Source organism: Haloarcula rubra (genome assembly GCF_019599465.1).
Classification (GTDB): domain Archaea; phylum Halobacteriota; class Halobacteria; order Halobacteriales; family Haloarculaceae; genus Haloarcula; species Haloarcula rubra.
Window position 1 is genome coordinate 1 of the sequence record NZ_RKLR01000016.1, and the last position, 18,039, is coordinate 18,039.

Annotated in this window: 26 protein-coding genes and 3 pseudogenes; 15 read left to right on the forward strand and 14 right to left on the reverse strand. The window is 56.3% G+C overall.

Annotated features, from left to right (window positions below; genetic code table 11):
* Window positions 1–112 precede the first annotated feature (112 nt).
* On the reverse strand, window positions 113–427 hold the full coding sequence (locus EGH21_RS21320) for a hypothetical protein (protein ID WP_220620433.1): 315 nt from the start codon (window positions 425–427) through the stop codon (window positions 113–115).
* A 108-nt stretch (window positions 428–535) separates the two neighbouring features.
* Here EGH21_RS21320 and EGH21_RS21325 point away from each other — a divergent pair, with 108 nt between their 5' ends.
* Together EGH21_RS21325 and EGH21_RS21330 are read left to right on the forward strand one after the other, a co-directional pair.
* Window positions 536–1,051: a hypothetical protein gene (locus EGH21_RS21325; RefSeq protein ID WP_220620434.1), complete on the forward strand. Its 516-nt coding sequence runs from the start codon at window positions 536–538 to the stop codon at window positions 1,049–1,051.
* Between the two features lie 402 nt (window positions 1,052–1,453).
* Window positions 1,454–2,182 carry a hypothetical protein gene (locus tag EGH21_RS21330; protein ID WP_220620435.1) on the forward strand — a complete coding sequence of 243 codons (729 nt, stop codon included), beginning with the start codon at window positions 1,454–1,456 and terminating at the stop codon, window positions 2,180–2,182.
* A 281-nt stretch (window positions 2,183–2,463) separates the two neighbouring features.
* On the opposite strand, the gene EGH21_RS21335 is transcribed toward EGH21_RS21330, so the two are convergent.
* From EGH21_RS21335 to EGH21_RS21365, 8 genes and pseudogenes are all read right to left on the reverse strand, one after another.
* Window positions 2,464–3,507 carry an HNH endonuclease gene (locus EGH21_RS21335; RefSeq protein ID WP_220620436.1) on the reverse strand — a complete coding sequence of 348 codons (1,044 nt, stop codon included), beginning with the start codon at window positions 3,505–3,507 and terminating at the stop codon, window positions 2,464–2,466.
* 117 nt (window positions 3,508–3,624) lie between these two features.
* Window positions 3,625–4,446: an IS5 family transposase gene (locus EGH21_RS21340; RefSeq protein WP_082677676.1), complete on the reverse strand. Its 822-nt coding sequence runs from the start codon at window positions 4,444–4,446 to the stop codon at window positions 3,625–3,627.
* A gap of 124 nt (window positions 4,447–4,570) precedes the next feature.
* Window positions 4,571–4,756, reverse strand: coding sequence for a hypothetical protein (locus tag EGH21_RS21345; protein ID WP_220620437.1), 186 nt, complete (start codon window positions 4,754–4,756; stop codon window positions 4,571–4,573).
* A complete protein-coding gene (locus EGH21_RS21350; protein ID WP_220620438.1) occupies window positions 4,749–4,958 on the reverse strand; it encodes a hypothetical protein in 210 nt (69 codons plus the stop codon). Before EGH21_RS21350 ends, EGH21_RS21345 begins: the two co-directional genes overlap by 8 nt.
* A gap of 84 nt (window positions 4,959–5,042) precedes the next feature.
* Complete coding sequence (locus tag EGH21_RS24635) at window positions 5,043–5,405, reverse strand: endonuclease NucS domain-containing protein (protein ID WP_328765736.1); 363 nt, start codon at window positions 5,403–5,405, stop codon at window positions 5,043–5,045.
* A gap of 69 nt (window positions 5,406–5,474) precedes the next feature.
* Window positions 5,475–5,801 (reverse strand): annotated as a pseudogene (locus EGH21_RS24815) (PDDEXK family nuclease); the annotation flags it as partial.
* Window positions 5,802–5,850: 49 nt separating this feature from the next.
* Window positions 5,851–6,105, reverse strand: coding sequence for a DUF7692 domain-containing protein (locus tag EGH21_RS21360; RefSeq protein ID WP_220620440.1), 255 nt, complete (start codon window positions 6,103–6,105; stop codon window positions 5,851–5,853).
* Between the two features lie 89 nt (window positions 6,106–6,194).
* Window positions 6,195–6,674 (reverse strand): hypothetical protein, encoded by a 480-nt coding sequence (locus tag EGH21_RS21365; RefSeq protein WP_220620441.1) that lies wholly within the window; start codon window positions 6,672–6,674, stop codon window positions 6,195–6,197.
* A 299-nt stretch (window positions 6,675–6,973) separates the two neighbouring features.
* On the opposite strand from EGH21_RS21365, the gene EGH21_RS21370 reads away from it, so the two are divergent.
* From EGH21_RS21370 to EGH21_RS21405, 8 genes are all read left to right on the forward strand, one after another.
* Window positions 6,974–7,873 (forward strand): hypothetical protein, encoded by a 900-nt coding sequence (locus EGH21_RS21370; protein ID WP_220620442.1) that lies wholly within the window; start codon window positions 6,974–6,976, stop codon window positions 7,871–7,873.
* A gap of 88 nt (window positions 7,874–7,961) precedes the next feature.
* Complete coding sequence (locus tag EGH21_RS21375; RefSeq protein ID WP_220620443.1) at window positions 7,962–8,393, forward strand: DUF8023 family protein; 432 nt, start codon at window positions 7,962–7,964, stop codon at window positions 8,391–8,393.
* A gap of 6 nt (window positions 8,394–8,399) precedes the next feature.
* A complete protein-coding gene (locus EGH21_RS21380) occupies window positions 8,400–8,612 on the forward strand; it encodes a hypothetical protein (protein WP_220620444.1) in 213 nt (70 codons plus the stop codon).
* The gene (locus tag EGH21_RS24245; RefSeq protein WP_328765737.1) at window positions 8,609–10,450 is read left to right on the forward strand and encodes an Env/VP5 family phage fusion protein; all 1,842 of its coding nucleotides are present in this window, start codon (window positions 8,609–8,611) and stop codon (window positions 10,448–10,450) included. The genes EGH21_RS21380 and EGH21_RS24245 overlap by 4 nt, the downstream gene beginning before the upstream one ends.
* Window positions 10,451–10,457: 7 nt before the next feature.
* Complete coding sequence (locus tag EGH21_RS21390) at window positions 10,458–11,027, forward strand: DUF8063 family protein (RefSeq protein WP_220620445.1); 570 nt, start codon at window positions 10,458–10,460, stop codon at window positions 11,025–11,027.
* A 1-nt stretch (window position 11,028) separates the two neighbouring features.
* Complete coding sequence (locus EGH21_RS21395; protein ID WP_220620446.1) at window positions 11,029–11,823, forward strand: DUF2062 domain-containing protein; 795 nt, start codon at window positions 11,029–11,031, stop codon at window positions 11,821–11,823.
* Entirely contained in the window at window positions 11,816–12,991 is a 1,176-nt protein-coding gene (locus tag EGH21_RS21400) for a hypothetical protein (RefSeq protein WP_220620447.1), read from the forward strand. Before EGH21_RS21395 ends, EGH21_RS21400 begins: the two co-directional genes overlap by 8 nt.
* Window positions 12,992–13,151: 160 nt before the next feature.
* Window positions 13,152–13,538, forward strand: a complete 387-nt coding sequence (locus tag EGH21_RS21405; protein WP_220620448.1) for a PD-(D/E)XK family putative nuclease — start codon at window positions 13,152–13,154, stop codon at window positions 13,536–13,538.
* A gap of 13 nt (window positions 13,539–13,551) precedes the next feature.
* Here EGH21_RS21405 and EGH21_RS21410 read toward each other — a convergent pair whose 3' ends face one another.
* The gene (locus EGH21_RS21410) at window positions 13,552–14,091 is read right to left on the reverse strand and encodes a hypothetical protein (RefSeq protein WP_220620449.1); all 540 of its coding nucleotides are present in this window, start codon (window positions 14,089–14,091) and stop codon (window positions 13,552–13,554) included.
* Window positions 14,092–14,350: 259 nt separating this feature from the next.
* Here EGH21_RS21410 and EGH21_RS21415 point away from each other — a divergent pair, with 259 nt between their 5' ends.
* The 3 genes from EGH21_RS21415 to EGH21_RS21425 are packed head-to-tail and all read left to right on the forward strand — an operon-like array spanning window position 14,351 to window position 15,908.
* The gene (locus EGH21_RS21415; RefSeq protein ID WP_220620450.1) at window positions 14,351–14,491 is read left to right on the forward strand and encodes a hypothetical protein; all 141 of its coding nucleotides are present in this window, start codon (window positions 14,351–14,353) and stop codon (window positions 14,489–14,491) included.
* 2 nt (window positions 14,492–14,493) lie between these two features.
* Window positions 14,494–15,192, forward strand: a complete 699-nt coding sequence (locus EGH21_RS21420; RefSeq protein WP_220620451.1) for a hypothetical protein — start codon at window positions 14,494–14,496, stop codon at window positions 15,190–15,192.
* Window positions 15,193–15,233: 41 nt separating this feature from the next.
* Window positions 15,234–15,908 (forward strand): hypothetical protein, encoded by a 675-nt coding sequence (locus EGH21_RS21425; protein ID WP_220620452.1) that lies wholly within the window; start codon window positions 15,234–15,236, stop codon window positions 15,906–15,908.
* A 55-nt stretch (window positions 15,909–15,963) separates the two neighbouring features.
* On the opposite strand, the gene EGH21_RS21430 is transcribed toward EGH21_RS21425, so the two are convergent.
* A complete protein-coding gene (locus EGH21_RS21430; protein WP_220620453.1) occupies window positions 15,964–16,239 on the reverse strand; it encodes a hypothetical protein in 276 nt (91 codons plus the stop codon).
* 14 nt (window positions 16,240–16,253) lie between these two features.
* On the opposite strand from EGH21_RS21430, the gene EGH21_RS21435 reads away from it, so the two are divergent.
* Together EGH21_RS21435 and EGH21_RS24900 are read left to right on the forward strand one after the other, a co-directional pair.
* A complete protein-coding gene (locus EGH21_RS21435; RefSeq protein WP_220620454.1) occupies window positions 16,254–16,559 on the forward strand; it encodes a hypothetical protein in 306 nt (101 codons plus the stop codon).
* A complete protein-coding gene (locus EGH21_RS24900; RefSeq protein ID WP_483867069.1) occupies window positions 16,556–16,819 on the forward strand; it encodes a DUF8129 domain-containing protein in 264 nt (87 codons plus the stop codon). The genes EGH21_RS21435 and EGH21_RS24900 overlap by 4 nt, the downstream gene beginning before the upstream one ends.
* Before the next feature lie 119 nt (window positions 16,820–16,938).
* On the opposite strand, the gene EGH21_RS21440 is transcribed toward EGH21_RS24900, so the two are convergent.
* The 3 genes and pseudogenes from EGH21_RS21440 to EGH21_RS21450 all read right to left on the reverse strand — a co-directional run.
* Window positions 16,939–17,196: a winged helix-turn-helix domain-containing protein gene (locus tag EGH21_RS21440; protein ID WP_220620455.1), complete on the reverse strand. Its 258-nt coding sequence runs from the start codon at window positions 17,194–17,196 to the stop codon at window positions 16,939–16,941.
* Window positions 17,197–17,320: 124 nt separating this feature from the next.
* Window positions 17,321–17,461: pseudogene (locus EGH21_RS21445) on the reverse strand (RNA-guided endonuclease TnpB family protein); the annotation flags it as partial.
* 44 nt (window positions 17,462–17,505) lie between these two features.
* Window positions 17,506–17,613: pseudogene (locus EGH21_RS21450) on the reverse strand (IS1595 family transposase); the annotation flags it as partial.
* Window positions 17,614–18,039 lie beyond the last annotated feature (426 nt).

The window sequence follows — 18,039 nt, forward strand, 5'->3', positions numbered from 1 at the left end:
CCAGCAGGTCCGCTGCAGCCGATTCCGACACGAATCGGCTCATTGGGAACATATCGGGCACCGCTGGCGCGGTGCCCTTGCCCTCTTCGACTTTCAGCCGCAGCTCTCGCTATCAACAATCTACTTCCCAAGAGCGTTGATCTAATTCGATTTCTATTGACGGGAAAGATTCAGATTCCAACCAATCCTCAAGTAACTTCACAATCTCTAAGACTTGGTTTGTGTCTAGTCCCGAGAGACTCATCTCTTCGCTTGCTCGCTTATTAGCTGAACCTCCCGATTTAACCGACTCCTGACGAGATAGATTTATTTCAATTTCATCTCCTTGTTCTTTTATAGATAGGACAACAGAAACCGCCTCATTTCTGGCACTGATTCCATTTTTATGTAGGCATGAAAATCCATTTTGCATAATTTGTTGACTCAACTTCTTATCGTACGCATTTGGTACTTATGCAGATGACTGGTTCTCAAGAACTTACGACACCTGAAGCAATGGACACCCACAAGACAACTGCCCATCACGAACTCCGTGATGGCTGCTGTCTCTGAATCAACATCCCGCGTCCTCGAACCGCACATCCCCAGCGGCGAACGGCTGATCGAGGCCCACACGGCCGACGGTCGGACCGTCGCCGTCACCGATCGCCGCGTCATCGAACTCCACCACGAGGAGGACGACATGAGTCAGGACACCTCCCTCGAAAGCGTCCTGCTCACCTCCGACTACGTCGTCGGCTCGGAGTACGGCCGGACCGAGGACACGACGAACCCACTCGTGGAGTGGATTGCCGGCGGCTTGCTGGCGTTCCTCGGCGTCGTCATCGCGGTCGTCGGCAGCGAGACGAGCGCGCTGGTCATCGGTGTCGGGCTGATTCTTGGCGGTGTGGCCGTCGTCTACCTCTCGCGGGCCCAGACCAGCGGCGAGATCTCGGCGACTGTCCACCGCACCGGCGACCTCTCCGACCGGAGCCGGACGTTCCCTCAGGGCGAGGCCGAAGTCGCGCGGGCTATCTCCGAGCAGGTGGCGACGTTGAACGGGCCGGCGTAGGAAGAACGAACTGTCTATACTGCTCGCTTACCACAGAGGCGCCTGTGTCTCCTCGTTTCAGCAGGGGACTCACTATTGTACGGGCCAATGTCTGAGGAGGACTACTTCCTGCGATGTTTCGAGTAGTGTAACAAGATATCCCGGACACCACTCAAATATTCTCTTACCAGAAAATATCTATAGTATAACAATTAGTCCCTCCCATGTCCCTCTAAGAGCCTATCTTACCAGATGGGTGGAATGTATTCCATGGAAAACGAATCACCGCTATCGCGGAGAACAGTTCTCAAGGGGACTGTTGCCGGAGCGCTCGGCAGCTCTGCGTTCAGTGGACTTGCGTCTGCAACGGGGAATAGTCAGGGTCAAAGTCAATCGTGTTCTTGCCCGTCAGGGACACGACTTGTGGCCAAATTCGAAAACGAAGACGGTGAACTGGTGTTCGAGAAGACGGACACCGAAATGTCTCCTTCAGATAATTTTTCATTCTCGAATATCTCGTACAAGGAGGATGACCCAGAGGAGATTATGTCTCTTGAGTGGGATTCTTTCCCATACACGGTCACGGAAGTCGTGATAAAGACTGGTGACGGGTGTTTCGACTCGGAGTCAGATGCTGTCTCGATAGACTCGGAGGAGCCTGGGTCTGGGAGCATCGATGTTTCGGAGATTGGCAAAAAGGCGCTCAGTAACATCCACTTCTGTGCGCCGGCGTTCTTCCAATTAGACGCCGCGAACACCGAATCACCCTACGAAATCGGAAACCCTACACGCACGTACGAGGGAATCGCTGGCGGTGGGGAATATGGCTGTGTGGGCTACCGCCTAACAGCAGGCGGGCGCATTAACGAGGATTTCAGCAGCTACAGCACTATAGAACCAAACGACGACTGTACGGAAGCTGAGCTTACACTCGTGCCAAAAAGGGTACCACCAGAGGCAGACGGCAACGTCTCCGTTATTTCTGCTGACGCGCCAGCATTCCTTCCCAAAAGTGGCAATTCAGATTACCGGGAGGCCATTATCGACGAACAGGTCATCTTTGACGAAGATGCGCGGAAGTACACGGAATCGGATGTGGGAACAGAGTTCACGCATACTGTGAGTATCCCGCAGCCACAACCAGACTCCTGAGAAATCTAAAGCACCGATTCAACTATTTTTTACCCAGCTATAGAAGGCGACTATCGCTGACAGCCCAGACCTGTTCATATCGCTTGCAGTACACTGTCGGTTCCTGCAGCTGGTGGTGATGCTGTGGGCACATCATCCGCCACAGGTCGCCGAGCTTCTCGTCGACGGACACACTGATCGGCGGTTCCCGATATCTTCCAGCAGTACTCGGCGGCCGCCTCCGCTACTGTAGACGTGGCACAATCCATTTCTCGCCGTCTTGTTCCTATTAATGGATACGGTCATATTGCCTCGAGCACAATAATAAGAACAAGTCCTATAGATACCCCCGCTGCTATAATTAGTAGTCCGCGAGCCAGTGTATAAAGAAACTGAGTAAATATACCAGTATCCTGTTCCGACTCCGCATTTACCCTCTGTGGTGTTTGAGTCCCATGCTCTGTTAGGTTCTCATCGGCAGGATTGGCGACAGTACTTTTAATTTGGTCAGAAGAGGTGTTTGCTGAGTCAATTTCATCATTGGTTTCTGGTTTCTTGGGCTTCTCTTGAGAGTCGTTCGCTGATGTGGATTGGTGTATAGGTTCCGGTTCACTTGACGAACGGACGGCTTCTTCCTTGTATTCGTTTCTCCAGCCACTGGTATCAATACCCCGGTTATTCCGAGATTTGTCTTCTTCGTCGTTCGTTGAATCCGCTTTTGAAGAAGGTGTTGTGCTATCCTCTGTTTCCCCACATACTGATTCGGACTCGCTGTCAGGTAGTCCATCATCGCGGGCTCTCTCGCTATCGCCTCCGACGAGATGGCTGTTTTCACTGTCAAGTGAATCAGTTGAACGCTGTCGTGTCCCGGCTGTATCACGACCGTAATCCAGATCGAACCACGATGGGAACGTCGTACTATTTTGGAAATTACTTTCGTGAACTTTGATGTGGCAACTTCTACACAGCGTCACCAAATTCGAACCGACATGATTTCCGCCTGATGACTTCGGTACGATGTGGTGGGCATGGAGTTCGGTATCACCCTGTTCACCTCCTCTGACGCCGCAGTTTTGACATTGGTACTGATCTCGCCGATAAACTCTACGCCTGCGATTTTCCCAGTCGTTTGGCAATTCGTTGCCATCTGATTTGTGTGGTCCAGAATTCGCCCGGTCGAAACAGCCTGTGCAAAGCGTCACAAAGTTTGATCTGGCCGACTGTTCGCCCTCGTCACTTGGAACAACCTGATAGACGCGAAGGTTCTCACCTTCACCACTTGTAGAACAGTTCCGGCATTGATAGTCATCTCGCAAAAATATTTCCTCTGGCTCCGGACTTCCCATCAATCGGCTTTGAGGAAGATGACTTAAATATCTAGTATATCTCAGACGTGCTGATGGAATCAGAACCTGGGATTTCTGAAGAAACGGCTCTGTAGTTTCGGTACACTGCGGTTGATTTCACGGATATCTCACGCTCCGGCGGAGGTTGTAGACGGTGGCTTTCAGCAGCATTTCACGGAACTCCAGCCACCAGCTTCGCGCACGCACGGCTGCGCCGAGCGTGCGCTTGATTGACGAGAAGACAGTTTCTGACATGGAACGCTGGTGGTATCGATCACCGTCCATGCGGGCGTTATGGGCGTGATCGAGCGGGTTCATAATCCTGTGCTTGATCAGCGGTCTGATGCCGTTGTCGCGGAGTTCGTCGCGGAAGGCTTTGGCGTCATAGCCTCGGTCGGCGGCGAGGCTCCGCAGGTCGCCGGCGTTGCGCCGGGCGACCTGCGGGCCGATCTTCGCATCGTGTTTCTTCGAGGTCGTCGAATGGATGTCGGTGATGTACAGCGTTTCGACATCCACGAGAGCAGTGACTTTCAGCGCCCGGACGCGGTAGTGCGTACGATTAGCGTAGTGACGGCTGGGCTGGTCGCGGTCGAAGCCTGTCGAATCGATAGCAGCGTGGCCAGTGCGTTTCTCGGCTGACGCGCCGAGAAACGCACGCCACGTCTTCGTCGGAATCCGCGCAAACCACGTGCGGAGAACGGTGTAGTGAGGCAATCGCGTGAGACCGATCTCGTCGAGGACGCCGGGCATCTCACTGAGCAAATCCACCGCGACGCGGTAGGATTTGCCCAGCTCGATGCGGAGTGCATGCAGCGTGAGCATCGCCCACTCGGCGAACCCGCCACCCCCTTCGGGGTCGGCGGGTTCGTCTGGATTAGCGACAACAGATTTAGCCTTAGCCACCGTAACACGCGTGAGGAGACGGAATTCCGATACCACAACACTCCGTCTCTTCGCTTTCTACGGCAATAACGCAGTCGCGGCGTCTCCGTCTAGCGAAACTACAGAGCCGAAGAAACACACTCTATGGGGTGTGTATAGACAAAATTGGCCGATGTGTTTGCTACCGCTCACCCACCACAGCGTAGCTCTGCGTCTCCTCCTTATCGATCAAATCCTCGTACCGATAGGCGTGGTTGCACCGCTTGCAGTACACCGTCGGCCCCTGCTGGTCCTGCAACTGGTGATGATGCTGTGGGCACATCATCCGCCACAGGTCGCCGAGTTTCTCGTCGACGGACTCACTCATCGCCGGTCTCCGAGATCTTCCGGCAGTATTCGGCGGCCGCCTCCGCCGCCGTCGGCGCGATGCCCTGGACGGCGACGCCGCCCTGCGTCGCCAGCCAGCTCCCGTCGTCCTGCTCTTTGAGGACGATGGTCGTCCAGTAGTTCCCGTGCGTGTGCAGCTCCGCGGTCTCGTGTACTTCCTTGTCGTCGTAGGTCGCTCCCATACGTGGCTCTGTGGACGGGCTGCTAAAGGGGGTGAGCCATGGGTGTAGAGTGGAAGTGAAAGTGGAGCAGACTCCAGCCCGAAATTACAACCACTTCTCGAAAGAGGACTGAGCGGGAGACTTATCTCGCATCTTGAAGTCTGGCAGTTCGCGTTCTTCTAAGTCGTTGTCTCGTAGAATCCGCGATGCATGCTCACCAACGACAGGAGCCACGAGCATCCCTCGAACAGCAGAACTCTCCGTTTGGCGATAATGTTTCACGTACCGCAGGAGCTGGTCAACGTGTTCAGCTTTCCCTGCAGGATGTTTCACCTCAATGACGACGATTTTGCCATCAGAGTCAGCAGCTACAAAATCGATATGGCCTTGAGGAACCGAGTATTCGTGATGCAGAATTCTTAGTCCTTCCTCGATCTCTTCGGGGTTTTCTTTTATGAACTGGTGCATCCGGTCCTCTGTCTGGTACTGCTGAACACTCGCTTCGTCTGTGGCCTGAGACCGAACACAGAGCCCGATATCGTAGAGCCGAACGTGAAGTGTGTCCTCCCCGTTCGACTTCCGGCCATAGAGTAGAGTACAATCATCCAATGGGTAGAGTTCTACCGAACTCCTGATACCCTGTCTGGCGATTGCTCGCGCGCCTGACGGACGGTGGACTGAAATAGCGCCATCCGGCTTACAGATGATGACCCTGTCACCTCTCCCAACTTCCCCTTCTCGACCCCCTGACCATTCGACCATACATTCTGCAAAAATGACGACAACATCACCCATCGACCGCGATTCAGAAAGGATGGATTCCAACTCATCAAAATCAGGGGAAGGAAAGCAACTTGCGTCCATCTCCGTTTCGTATGGTCATTCGGACCAGTAATTATCTTTTCCTATGATGTCACTTTTCGATGTGAACTCTACTCTGAACGGTTATGTCGTAGGTTCCGCTGATACCGAGTGTTTCAGCAATCTCCCGCTTCTGCCGGGTGGTCAAATCGTCCCGTTCCAGCACCTCTTGGATTCGCTCGTCGATACGCCAGGAGAACTCGGCGGACTTCATGAGGGCCGTCGTCTTGTTACAGCCCCAGAACTCGGCGGCCTGCTCGATGGTGTCCGTGCGGTGCGCGTGCTTGCCGTCTTCGCGGATTCGCATACTGGGACAAACACTTAATGTGGTAAAAATGAGCTACGAGATTTACCACGAAATAAATAGAGAGCAGTCAGACAATCCGCATCTCTGAATTATTTGATTAAATCATTTTTCGAACCACGGACATCATCTTCGCTGAATACGCTACTACGTTGTTTGATTTTTTCTGGAGAGATTGCTTGTTGTGTGCCGTCCCACTCAATTCCCTCTTCCCGTACATGATCTTGAAATAGTGAGTTCTCTCGTAGTTCCTTAGGATTAGTCGTCCAAGTTCGAATCCATCCCTCTAAGTGACCTCCATAGTTTTCTTTGATTATTACTCGAATCGGGATTTCCGAAATTTCCTGATTTAGCCCACCTGAGTCAGAATATATTGGTCGGTCATCGATTTTTTCAGGATAACCATCTGACTGTATGCGTAGATCTCTGGAATCGTCTGTCGCTGGATTTGCGCAGTATACGATATCAGCTGTATCTATTCGCTCAACCAGTGTCCATACAGCCATACCACTGTCCAGTCTTTCAGGACGGTCTATGCCTATCTTCTCATATACTGATTCAATCTCATACATATTTTATAATCATTTGACCTGACAGATTATATCTGACGGAAACTGAGGACTCCATTCGTGAACACGAGGGCTAAAGCGAGGTATTCTCGACCAACTCGAAGCCCGATTACTGATAAAACGCCCGCGGCCCACGCCCATCGCTCGTCCACGTCTTCCACTCAGCCCACGATACCCGCAAGAATATGCACACGGCCAGTTTTCGCTCGTGTGCATATCGCGTCGAGGACGATCTTCGAGCTGCAACCCCATGGTTAGAAAATCTCACACGCTTAATCATGATGAGCAGAATATCTATTACGATGGTACAAAATCTAATCTTAGTTGGGGCGGGTGCAAGTTACGGTGCTGGTGATATCGTACCAAATCAACCACCTCTTGGAGGAGGTCTTTTTGCAGAACTTGAATCTACATTTCCAAACACATGGGGAGCCCTTCCGGAGCACATAAAAAACGAATTTCGTACAGATTTTGAGGAGGGAATGGTTGCTCTTAGCGAATTTAATTCTAAGCTTCATGCGCCATTATATCAAGCAATGGGGGCATATTTTGCACAATTCAGCATCGGCAGCGAAACGACGCAGTACGAAATCCTTGTTGACAGCCTATCAGACTCGTTGGCAGATGGGGAAACAGTCCTATCCTCGCTCAATTATGAGTGCTTGTTGGAAGAGGCGATGAGTGATTTTGGTCATAAAATAAATTATTTTCCTGACGAGCTTGGCGAAGCTGCGACTGTACTGAAGCCACATGGTTCTTGTAATTTTTTATCACAAAACCTCACGGCACAGGGTGATATTCAATTCTCCGAGGGAGTCTCGTTCTCAGGTGGTGTGGAAGCTGTCTCTCGGAAAGAGGTCATACAATATCATCGAGGAAACAACGCACTGTACCCTGCTATGGCTCTTTTTCGACCAGACAAGTATACACAGGTCGGTACCAGCGTTATTCAATCCATCCAGGGGAAATGGAAAGAGGCAGTTCAACAATCAGACAAGGTCGGGATTATTGGTGTTAATCCGCGACCCAGTGACGACCATCTCTGGGAACCCCTATCGAATACCGATGCTGAGATCTTCTATATCGGCGGTGAAGATTCCTTTGACAGATGGACAAGGAACCACCGAGACTCGGGTATGAATACGTTCATTTCCAACCGGTTCCATGAGGGAGTGTCTGAACTCACCGATGAGTTGCAGTAGCTCTCATAGTTGTACCTGAAGTACGACCTGACTTTTACCGGACTACCCGAGAGCGGCGGGCATGGCCGTTTGCGCGGCCACTCGAACTATGTTCGGAAAGATCGACATCGAAGACGCACTGGCCGGTGTGCTGTTCACCGCCAGTGCACTCGTCACCAACAGTATCGCTTCCATCAGTGTCCTCGGCTACGACCTCAGCGCGGCCGTTTGGACCGTCCAGAACACGGACATCACGTTCGCGTTCCTCATCTCTATCGCCGCACTCGTCGCGGCCTACGCGACCAACCGCGTCAACAAGACGAAGAGCAAGAGCTACGAAGTCGAGACGGACCTCGTGGCTATCGCGAAGGGCTCGGCGACCGTCGAGACCTACCTCGCGGGCGGGACGCTTCTCATTGTTCTGCTGACCGGCCTGAACATCCTCGGCGTCGGTGACGCCATCGCCGGGACCGCTGCGTTCGGCATGGTCGTCGTCGCCGTCGAGGCAGCCGGCTACTACGTCATCAGCTACCTCGGGTGAGTTCCGATGGAACGCACTCTCAGCTACGGCCTAGTCGGGACCATCGGCGTGTCGGCGTCGACCATCTCGGCGGCCGTTGTCGGTGACCCGTTCCCCGTGGTCGTCCCGGCCCTCGTGGGCGGGACCGTCATCGCCGGCCACCACGTCCGGCACCGACATCACACCGACGACAACATCGAGGGACAGACCGAGATCGTCAGCGAGGAGGGATCGGCGTGACCAGTCGCGCCCGCTCGCTCGCGCTGTCCGCTCTCGTCATCTGGTCGGCCGTTCTTGTGGGCATTGGGCCGAGTCTCATCGGCCCCGCCGAAGCGCAGACCGACGCGCAGACCCACACATTCGACGGGAGCCAGCAGGGCGCGGACAAACCCCGCGTCGTCGCCGTCGACGTGAGCAACATGACCGGCACCGTCACCGTCGAGTGGTCCACCGGCGACACCGGCAGTCCGTCGACGTACGTGCTGGAGCGCCGGACCGTCACCGCGCCGTTCTCCGCCAACGAGTTGGCGATCTCGAATCAAGGCGCGTACAGCACCGTGAACGTCACCGTCACCGGCGGGAGCGGGAACGCCTCCTTCAACGGCTATGAGAACCGCCTCACTATGCCGAACGACGTGAAGACCTTCGGTGGGACTGGCGGGGACCGTAACCGTATCTGCAACCTCCACGAGAAGATTTCCCAGGGCGTTGACCCCGGGTTCACTATGCTGGACTGTGTGGCTCAGCCCGGCACGACGGCCGTGAACACTACCGGGACGGATGCCGCACAGGTCGAGACAGACATCTACCAGTCCGCCCAGAACAGCGAAGCGGCCTTCGACAACTACAACACTACCCTGCGGAACTACCTGCAGGACACCGAGACGCAGGCCCTCATCATCGCAAAGAATCAGTACATCCGAGAACTGAACAACGGGAGTAGTAAGTCCGCCGCCGAAACCGCCGCCATCAACGCCGCAGAGGACTATTACGCGGTAAAACAGGCGAACCTGCTGAACGAGTGGACTCGGCAGGTCGAACACCACGAGTATCTGAACCAGACAGCCATGAACGAGTCTGGTGTCTCGAAGGATTTCGTGTGGGACACCCGAGACCGGACCTATGACTCTGGTTCCGGTATCTACATCCATGCCGACCGCATTCAGGACAAGACTCGAACGGTGACGCTCGTTAACGGGTCTACTCAGGATGTTCGGACCCTCGGGTTCACTATCGACGGCGAAGATTCGTCGTATAATGACGGTGGGACCGAAGACGTGTGGGTCGGACCGTCCGACGGCCGGACGATGATTACCGGCAATAGCGGCTCTCAGACCGTCAACGTCACCGCCATGATTGTGAAGGACCCCGACAACTCCAGCCAGCGGATGGAGCATATCACCTTCGAGGATTACAAACGGTCATACGACGCCCTAACCGCGCAAGAGGCGTCCGTAGAAGGCGAAATCGGGACTCTCGTGAACAACACGTACGACGCCTACCAGCAGGGCAAAATCAACACCACAGACCTGATTGACCCCTATGTCCTCGCAAGCGAGCGGTCCCCCGACTCCGAGTTTCAGGGGTGGGCGGCCAGTCAACTCACCCTGCTCGGCCAGAACAGCCCGAGCAACTTCGACACGACCGGGGCCTTCGAGGTGACGACTGGTAACGAGACCTACGAGGGTATCGTTTTTAGCCCCCAGAACCCTGCAAGCGGCCAGTTCGAGGCTAACACGACCTACGACGCCGCAAACATCTCGGGGACGCAGTACCTCGTGACCGCGAACCGGACCCGTGAGCTAACCGGCACCTTCACGCTCGGGAACATCACCGCAAAAGACGGTGAGAGAGTCCAGAACGTCACAATAGAGAAAACCACCTACCAGACCAGCAACGTCACCGAACTCAAGCAACTGTACGAAGACCTCGCCTACGAACGGGCGAAGATTGAAGCCCGCGAGCAGGCCCTGCGTGCCGCCGCTGGCGGTGGTGGGTTACTCGGCGGGAGCATGAACGCGACGGCCGCGCTCGTCGTCGTCGCGCTCGTGCTCGCGCTCGGTATCATCAACAACTAACCGACCCATGAGATTCCCATTTTTCGCCGCGCTGCTGGTCGTGAGCCTCGTGCTCGCCGGTAGCGCCCCAGCCGTCGCACAGGCAGGCAACAGCCCACAGCCCACCGCACCGCTCACGAACACCACCGACACACCCGGCAGTTCGGACGCGACGAAAACCGAACGCATCGACGGCCAGACCGTCATCGTCGATTCGGAGTATCGAGCGAACAAATCGGTGGCGCTCATCACGCTCCGCTCCTCGGCCGGGCAGGCGGTCACCCTCTCGGACGCCGGCCGCTTCCAGCAGGGCGGGAAGGTCCCCGTCCGCACGGTCGCCATCGCCGCCGGTGAGACCACCACGGTCGAACTCCCGGTGACCGAGCAAGACGGCTACGTCGGCGTCGCTATCTCCACCGAAAACACGCCACTCTACGCCGAAATCATCCAGCAGCCGAGCGGCGGCGGTCTCGACATCCTGCGTGCGCTCGGGTCGCTGCAGGCCTGGATCGCTGGCCTCACCGTCGCGTTCGTCTGGATGGTCGTCGCCGGCTGGAACGTCCTTCGCGGTGAGGACAGCCGCCCGGAGGTGGCCTAACGTGCCCGCGCCCACGTTCCAGAACAATCGCGACCGCCTCACGTACCTGCTCGCCGAGTACAAATTCCTCGTCGGTGGGATGTTCGTCGGTGCGATCGGCCTCGTCGCCTACTACCAGCCGCAGGCCCCGACGCTCCCGACATGGATACCGGCCGTGCTGGTCGGCTGGCTCGTCTTCGCGATTCCGTGCTATCTGGTCGGAGCGAAGATTGCCCGCTGGCTTCGCCAACGGAACTGGGTCGAAGTCCACCACGTCAACGCCGTTGACGACACCGTGGAGAAGTACTACGTCCCGCCCGCAGTGTGGCAGGAGAAGGAAATCCCCGATGACGCTCCAGACCCGTACCCGATCAATGGCGGCCGCGCCTGGGCCGTCCGCGAGTACGAGTATCTCGAAGACGTTGACCAGCTCCGCGTGAAAGGCGTCTGGCTCGAAGGCTGTCAGGACACGGAACTGATGACCAGTAAGAAGCAGATGCAGGACATCCACGGCTGGCTCATCGACCGCGCCGAAGAACTCGCCGCTATCCGTGGACGCTGGTCCCGGGGTGCTGTGGAACTCCAGCAGAAGCCCGTCACGGCCGACGCCGAAGCCAACGAACGCGGTCAGATGATTCAGAAGACGGCGGCGAAGGACACCTTCGGCGACCTCATCGAGGACGGTGAGGAGTTCGAGAACGCACCGAGTATCCACGACCTCGACGACCGCCCCGACCCCACCGCTTCCGCTGCTGTGGGCGATGGGCCGGCCGCTCCGACCGACACCACGCAAGACCCACAGGTGAACGATGACTGACGACGCCAGCGACCTCTACACCCCCGCACAGTTCCGCGAGTACCAGGACGGCCACGGCCAGCGCGACGCTGACGAGGTGCATCCCCACGCCGGCATCGTTCGCGACGAGAAACTGTCGCGCTACCTCTCCATTCTGGAAACGCACTACGACCCGACCCAGTGCGACCGCCCCGACAAGATGCCCGGCAAGGCCAAAGATCTCCAGCACGTCCGCGATATCGTCCGTATCGAGGGGACCGAGACCGCCCGGCAGGCCATGGCGAACGGGGATATGCAGTCGTTGAAGCACTTCACCGGCGACGCCGGCCAGCGGGCCGATATCTCCGGCATCAAGGCTATCGACCAGCTCCGCGCGCAGATGACAGGCCCCGCGCCGATGTTCTACGAATGGGCCGAACCCGGTACCGGGAAGTCGAACTTCGCCTGCCTGCTGGGCCAACTTTGGAAGGAGCAGAAGCCCGCCGACGCGCTGGTTGCCTCCAACATCCGGACGCTCGAGGAGACCGATGAGTGGACCGATACGGACGGCGACCGTCGCGATGGGTGGCTGGCCAACTATGGCGAACTCAACGAGTGGCTCAAACAGGACGGCGACCCGATGCACAACGAACAGCGCCCGAAGCTCTTCATCTTCGACGAGGCCTCTTCGAACGCCGGCGGGAGTGGGAAGGACGGCTACGACACGAAGACGAAGCTCGGTCCGCTCACCTACAAGATTCGGAAGTACGGCGGCTCGCTCATCATCATCGGCCACGACGGCCGCGACGTGCATCCGCTGGTCCGTGAACTCGGCGTCTGTGTCCACAAGGAGGGGCTAAAAGAGGCCACGTTCTACGAGGACGTGCGGAACCGGAAGGGCGTCAATCCGATTTTCTCCGTGTCGGGCATCCCCGAGACGGACTGGCGCTACGACGACAAGGAACCGACGACGTGGTCCTGGTCGAGCAGCGGCGACGACGCCGACGAGGTGGACCCCGCCGACCTCTCCCGGAAGCTCGCTATCTATACGGTCATCACCGCGAGGGAGGCCGACCCGGACAAACCAAACCACGAAATCGCCGATTTCGTCCCGTACAGTGCCGAATGGGTCCGCCAGCGCTGGAACGAGTACGAACACGACGGCGACCATCGGAACGTCGTTGGTGAGGTGACGGAGCTAACTGCATGACTGCGGTAGGACTCGGCCAACCCAACAACAACCAACCCCCTGGCGTACCCCTCTTGTTGGCCCATAGCCGGCGCTCGCTGTCGCTCGCTTCGAGAGCCATGGGCAACGGCCGACACCCATCCGGAGGAGTATCTATATATGACGCACGCGAGGTGCGCGGATGAATCGAAGCCACCGAGCGAATCACTACGGCACGCTCGTCGAGCGACAGGCCGCCGAGCGGTACGGCCTCGATCTCGACCGCACCAGCTGGCATGACGCCCGCCGGCCCGACGGAACGCCGGTCGAAATCAAGTCCGCGATGCACCGACACAGCGATGGGCAGCCCGGCACCTTCAAACTCTACGACCAGTACCACGAGCGGCTACGGGAAGCGAACGGGTGGTACGTCTTCGGCGTGTATCGGGTTCGTGGGAAGGGTGTAGAGGTGCTGGAGTGGGAGATGCGCCACTCGTCAAGGTTGCCGTATCTAGAGTGGCATGGCGGAGGAAATCACCGTAACGCGAAACAAGCGAAAATCGGTATTAGCAAATTGTTTGATTTTTAGAGCGTCTTGGCTATTATTCACTCACTGGATTCTTTTCAATCACTTCCTGCAAAACAAATAGATGAGAGTTACACATTACTTCAATATTTGTATCTGAATACTTATCTCTAAACTCACTTAGCGTCTCGTCATCTAGCTCTTCGGTAACATCGTCCGGTAGCGGGGTACTGAGCCTGTGAAGGGTTCCCTCAACTCGACCGGGCTCAGGCAACTCCTCGGGATCTCTTATTCTTTTGAGTTCCGGGAATCCAGGATTGGGATACTCATAGTTGTCCGTCTCAGCTTCAATCAATCCTCGGTGAGTAGTGTGATTTCGCAACTCGTGAAGCACCTGTGACACGGTCAAATCTTTTAACAGATTCTGTGAGGACTGGTAATATTCTTCAAATTCCTCCATTCCAGAATACTGTTTCTGCATCGCTAGCGTAACTGCTCGGCTTGCAGCCAGAAACGCGTCAAAATAGTATAGGAATTCGTCGCCCTCTGAATCAACCATTTGATCCAAAAAGAACTGTGCTTCTTCTAGTTTGAGAGATGCTTGATCCTCTGTCACAAAATATTCTAAACTAACCACTTGCATAATTTCTTGGATATATTGTGGTATGATATCTGATTAGGCCCCAGAACGCTAAAACGAGTTATTGCCAAAGAGGTACCAAAAACAGCAATAGCGCGCTCCCTTCCAGGGGTCTGTTTAGCGTCAACAATGGCACCGCTGTGCAGTGTATTTTGACAATGTGGCCTTAGCCACACTCGTTAATAGCCATCAGTGACTGCCCTGATTTTGTGCGCCTCTTGCGGGTGAGAGGCTCATGAGTACTGACCAGCAGCAGGCCATCGACGAACAGGACCAAGACCAGCAAGCTGACGACGTCGATTCCATCGAAGCCGAGCATCGACGTGCCCAAGAATCCGGTGAGGTGTTCGACGGGGAACCGGGAGAGGAACTCTGATTATGGCTGACAGTACGGAGTCGCCTCAGCATATCGAAACGAGAGCTGACAGCCTGGTCGGTACACCTCTGGAACGGGCGCAGATTCGAATCACGGAGACTGGGTTCCTTGCCGCCTTCAGCGATGACTGGTGTTCGTGGCAGGGCCTGTTCCCAACTCGAGAGCTAGCGGCACAGGCGGTCACAACCCACACCGAACGCGCTCGTCGGTCGCCCGACTACGCGTACCACTACGGGGCCCAGTCCCCATTCGTCGTCGAACTTCTCGACGACAAGACTGCCCAGCTCTGTCCCTGTCAGGAACTTGAGTCACTCAAACCCTGGCAGGCAGATCGCGATGGGCAACAACTCCTCCGCGCCAAGTCTGGCCGCCCACCTCTTGACGAGGTGCTTCACCGTGGGCACCTCATCGAATGCCATGGACCGGACGACGGGATGGTTTTGTCGGTCTCGTCGACGCGCTGTTTCGGTTTGCCAGCGTTCAGTGTCATCTTCGCCGATCCCGACACGGAGTCCAATCAAGACGGAACCTATCCTGACTCGTCGTATCGGTACCTGAACAACTACGTCGCTCGCGAAGGTGAAGCTCTCTGCGTCTCGATGCATGACCGACTCGCGTTCAGAGGACAGACGGACGCGCAGACCGACCTCGGCCGTGGTCTTAACCAACATCGTTCGAGGGAACCATCATTTGTTGGTTAACCACAGATTCCGATTTTGTGCTCCTCCAATGGGCCGAGAGGATGTCAGAAAACACCTCGTCCCGGACCGATGTCGCGTGTACAGACCAGCGTGGTGGCTTCGAATTCATAGAGACAGTTGAGGACCACGAAATCGAGGTCGACTACTCGTGGCGGTATGTCGACCGTATCCAGCTTGCGGAGGGACAGACGAAGCGAATTGACGACCCAGACGGGTACTTCGGCGGAGATGAGGAGTACAGTTGTACCTGTGGCGCAGAGTTCGATTCTGAGGCCGACGCTAAGGACCATCTCCACGCGATGGCTGCTCGCGGCCCGCCAGTCGAGACAGCATCTCGACCACGCCCGATCGAGTGGCAGGACCAGACCGAAACAATCTGCGGCGGACAGGTCGAAGTTGTTCTCTCGGCTGGGCGTTCGGTCGGACGTGTTCTGGACGGCGCAGAGTATCTGGTTGCGACGTCTCGGGCGACATACACGCCGCCAGCGAACTATACGTTCGATGACTGGGGTCCGCTCGAATCCGGACGGCTCATGCTTCCGAATGGTCGCCCACAGTACTCCCCGACGCTGCTCAGCCGAGTACTCGAAACTTTGTCTCCGAGCTACAGCTACCATCCCGAGCGGTTCACGATATTCTATCGCGGCGCCGACGCGCTCTACGTCGAAGGTCTCAAACAGGGCATCATGATCGCTGAACGCTCAACCACCGACTAACCACAGATCCCGATTTTGTGTACCTCTGGTGGGTGAGAGGATGTTGCAGAACCAGTCACGCTATCGTCGATTCGGTGGAGTACGTCCTGACCAAGAGCGCGAGAGTGTCGCATCGCTCACGGCCGCTGTTCGCGACCAGTACTCGTCCGATGCCGACATCGAAGCGCTCGTCCTCAGTGCCCTCGCACAGCAATCGGACGGTCTCGACACCCCTGACATCTTGGAACTTCGAACACAGTTGGACGTCGCCGTCGACGAGCAGGCCCCACTCCGACAGCAGGTCCGGACCGTGCTTGCGGCCATTGCCAGTACCATGACGCGGTGGGAGCAAACGGGGAGAAGAGCATGAAACGAGGTGGACCCGCGACACTGGGTGATTTCGGCGCCGGCGGCCGCCAGTCGGACACGCTCATCGACCGGGAGGCAGCCGCGACGGCCGCCGCAACCGGCCAGTGGGCGTACCACGTCCATACGAGCACCACTATCGCGTGGGAGATTCCGGGGACTGCGGCGACACTGCTCCTCAAGAGGGACGACGAGGTGTGGCGACTGCAACGCGCCGGCCGCCCTCTGGGCACGCGGTCGACACTGGACGCCGGCATCGCATTCGCCGAGCAGTACATGCGCCAGCGGCCAGCGGGTGGACGATGAGCGAGCAGTGTGACGACGCGGTCCTTGCGGACCTCCCTCCCGAGCGGCTGCTGGCTAGCGATCAGCTTGGACCGATCAAGGCCGGCATCCAGTGTATGGATTCGATCGAGATGATCCAAGAGTACCTAGCCTATGAGACGAAGCATCAGAATCGCACGCCAGTACAACACCAGCTTCGCCTCCGCGCTCGCGAACTCCGTCGGGCAGACTGTGGCAGTACTGGCGGCGGTTACGATTCGAAGACGAGACGAACCCTGTAAATCGCCTTGGGGTCACGTGGTTGGAGGCCGACGGCGTCCCGTCATCACGAGAGAGCCTTCCTCTCTCGAACGACCACGAGGCACTCGGCCTGCTCCGCCTGTAGATATTGGGATGGCGGCTACTCGGTCGAGTCAGAGACCTCGTCTGGTGTCGTGATCGAGTAGAGACGTTTACGCGCGTCGGCGAAATATATCTCCTCTTCGACGACGTTTTTCTCCAACAGTACTTTCAACGCAGATCTGACGGTTCTGGGAGAGAGCAAGGTCTCCTCGGCAAGCTGACTCTGTGTTAGCTCGTTTTCGTATTCCAACGTTTTATATACGAGCTTGGCGCTGGGGGGCACGTCAGCGAGTTGTTTGCGCCAATCCTTGCTCACAAGTACATATTGAACGTTATCACAACAATACTTCTGTTGTCCTCTTTTGTGACAGAAGACGGAGAATTCTCCGACGTGGCTGTTCTTGTGTGTGATTAGCTTGAGCCGAGTGAACTACCCCACCCTACTCGCTCACCGCTTGCGCGGTTCGCTCCTTGAGGGTGGGGCTTCCTGTTTCCACGACGCGCTTTGCAGATACAGGTGTATCCACAGGGAGAGCAGTCTCCACAGGCGTTGATTCGGAGTGAACCACTCCTACGTCTTCATACCGCGAAAAAGAATACGCTCATCCGTAGCACATTGTTGATTTCACAGCGTCGCTTGAATGGCGTGTTTGAGAGCATCTCGGCCGGGTTTTCGAAACAGCTCTCGACGTAGCTGAAACGCTCTGAGATACTGAGTCAGCGTGTCTACCGAAAACCGGGGAAAGAAGCGCTCAAAACTGCGCGCTAACTCACCAACAATCTACGCCACAAGAGCGTATAAGATGAAGCACCAGAATCAGACACCGGTGCAGCACCAACTTCGATTGCGGGCTCACGAACGTCGTCGGGAAGAAGCTGAAACCGCTGACGACAGAACCAATTGAGACTACGATTGCTGTATCTTCGTATTGGCCTATGCTGTGCATTAAAAATGAACAGCCACTCCCAGATCTCGAGATCGTCCTGTGGCAGGCCAACTCCCTCACCCTACTTGCTCGAGCCTGATGCTCGCACGATTCAGAGGGGGTTGAATACTACCCACCACATACATAACAGAAAGATGAAGATATTGTTTTAACATGTAGCCAGGAACACGTAAACGGAACTAATTGATATGCGGCACTGGGCACGCGTTTTC

Coding starts and splice junctions, on each gene's coding strand:
- EGH21_RS21415 (WP_220620450.1), top strand. CDS start 14,351: ATGAGTACTGACCAGCAGCAGGCCATCGACGAACAGGACCAAGACCAG.
- EGH21_RS21400 (WP_220620447.1), top strand. CDS start 11,816: ATGACTGACGACGCCAGCGACCTCTACACCCCCGCACAGTTCCGCGAG.
- EGH21_RS21345 (WP_220620437.1), bottom strand. CDS start 4,756: ATGAGTGAGTCCGTCGACGAGAAACTCGGCGACCTGTGGCGGATGATG.
- EGH21_RS21435 (WP_220620454.1), top strand. CDS start 16,254: ATGAAACGAGGTGGACCCGCGACACTGGGTGATTTCGGCGCCGGCGGC.
- EGH21_RS21375 (WP_220620443.1), top strand. CDS start 7,962: ATGTTCGGAAAGATCGACATCGAAGACGCACTGGCCGGTGTGCTGTTC.
- EGH21_RS21390 (WP_220620445.1), top strand. CDS start 10,458: ATGAGATTCCCATTTTTCGCCGCGCTGCTGGTCGTGAGCCTCGTGCTC.
- EGH21_RS24900 (WP_483867069.1), top strand. CDS start 16,556: ATGAGCGAGCAGTGTGACGACGCGGTCCTTGCGGACCTCCCTCCCGAG.
- EGH21_RS21350 (WP_220620438.1), bottom strand. CDS start 4,958: ATGGGAGCGACCTACGACGACAAGGAAGTACACGAGACCGCGGAGCTG.
- EGH21_RS21335 (WP_220620436.1), bottom strand. CDS start 3,507: ATGGGAAGTCCGGAGCCAGAGGAAATATTTTTGCGAGATGACTATCAA.
- EGH21_RS24635 (WP_328765736.1), bottom strand. CDS start 5,405: ATGCACCAGTTCATAAAAGAAAACCCCGAAGAGATCGAGGAAGGACTA.
- EGH21_RS21380 (WP_220620444.1), top strand. CDS start 8,400: ATGGAACGCACTCTCAGCTACGGCCTAGTCGGGACCATCGGCGTGTCG.
- EGH21_RS21365 (WP_220620441.1), bottom strand. CDS start 6,674: ATGTATGAGATTGAATCAGTATATGAGAAGATAGGCATAGACCGTCCT.
- EGH21_RS21425 (WP_220620452.1), top strand. CDS start 15,234: ATGTCAGAAAACACCTCGTCCCGGACCGATGTCGCGTGTACAGACCAG.
- EGH21_RS21325 (WP_220620434.1), top strand. CDS start 536: ATGGCTGCTGTCTCTGAATCAACATCCCGCGTCCTCGAACCGCACATC.
- EGH21_RS21360 (WP_220620440.1), bottom strand. CDS start 6,105: ATGCGAATCCGCGAAGACGGCAAGCACGCGCACCGCACGGACACCATC.
- EGH21_RS21370 (WP_220620442.1), top strand. CDS start 6,974: ATGGTACAAAATCTAATCTTAGTTGGGGCGGGTGCAAGTTACGGTGCT.
- EGH21_RS21405 (WP_220620448.1), top strand. CDS start 13,152: ATGAATCGAAGCCACCGAGCGAATCACTACGGCACGCTCGTCGAGCGA.
- EGH21_RS21420 (WP_220620451.1), top strand. CDS start 14,494: ATGGCTGACAGTACGGAGTCGCCTCAGCATATCGAAACGAGAGCTGAC.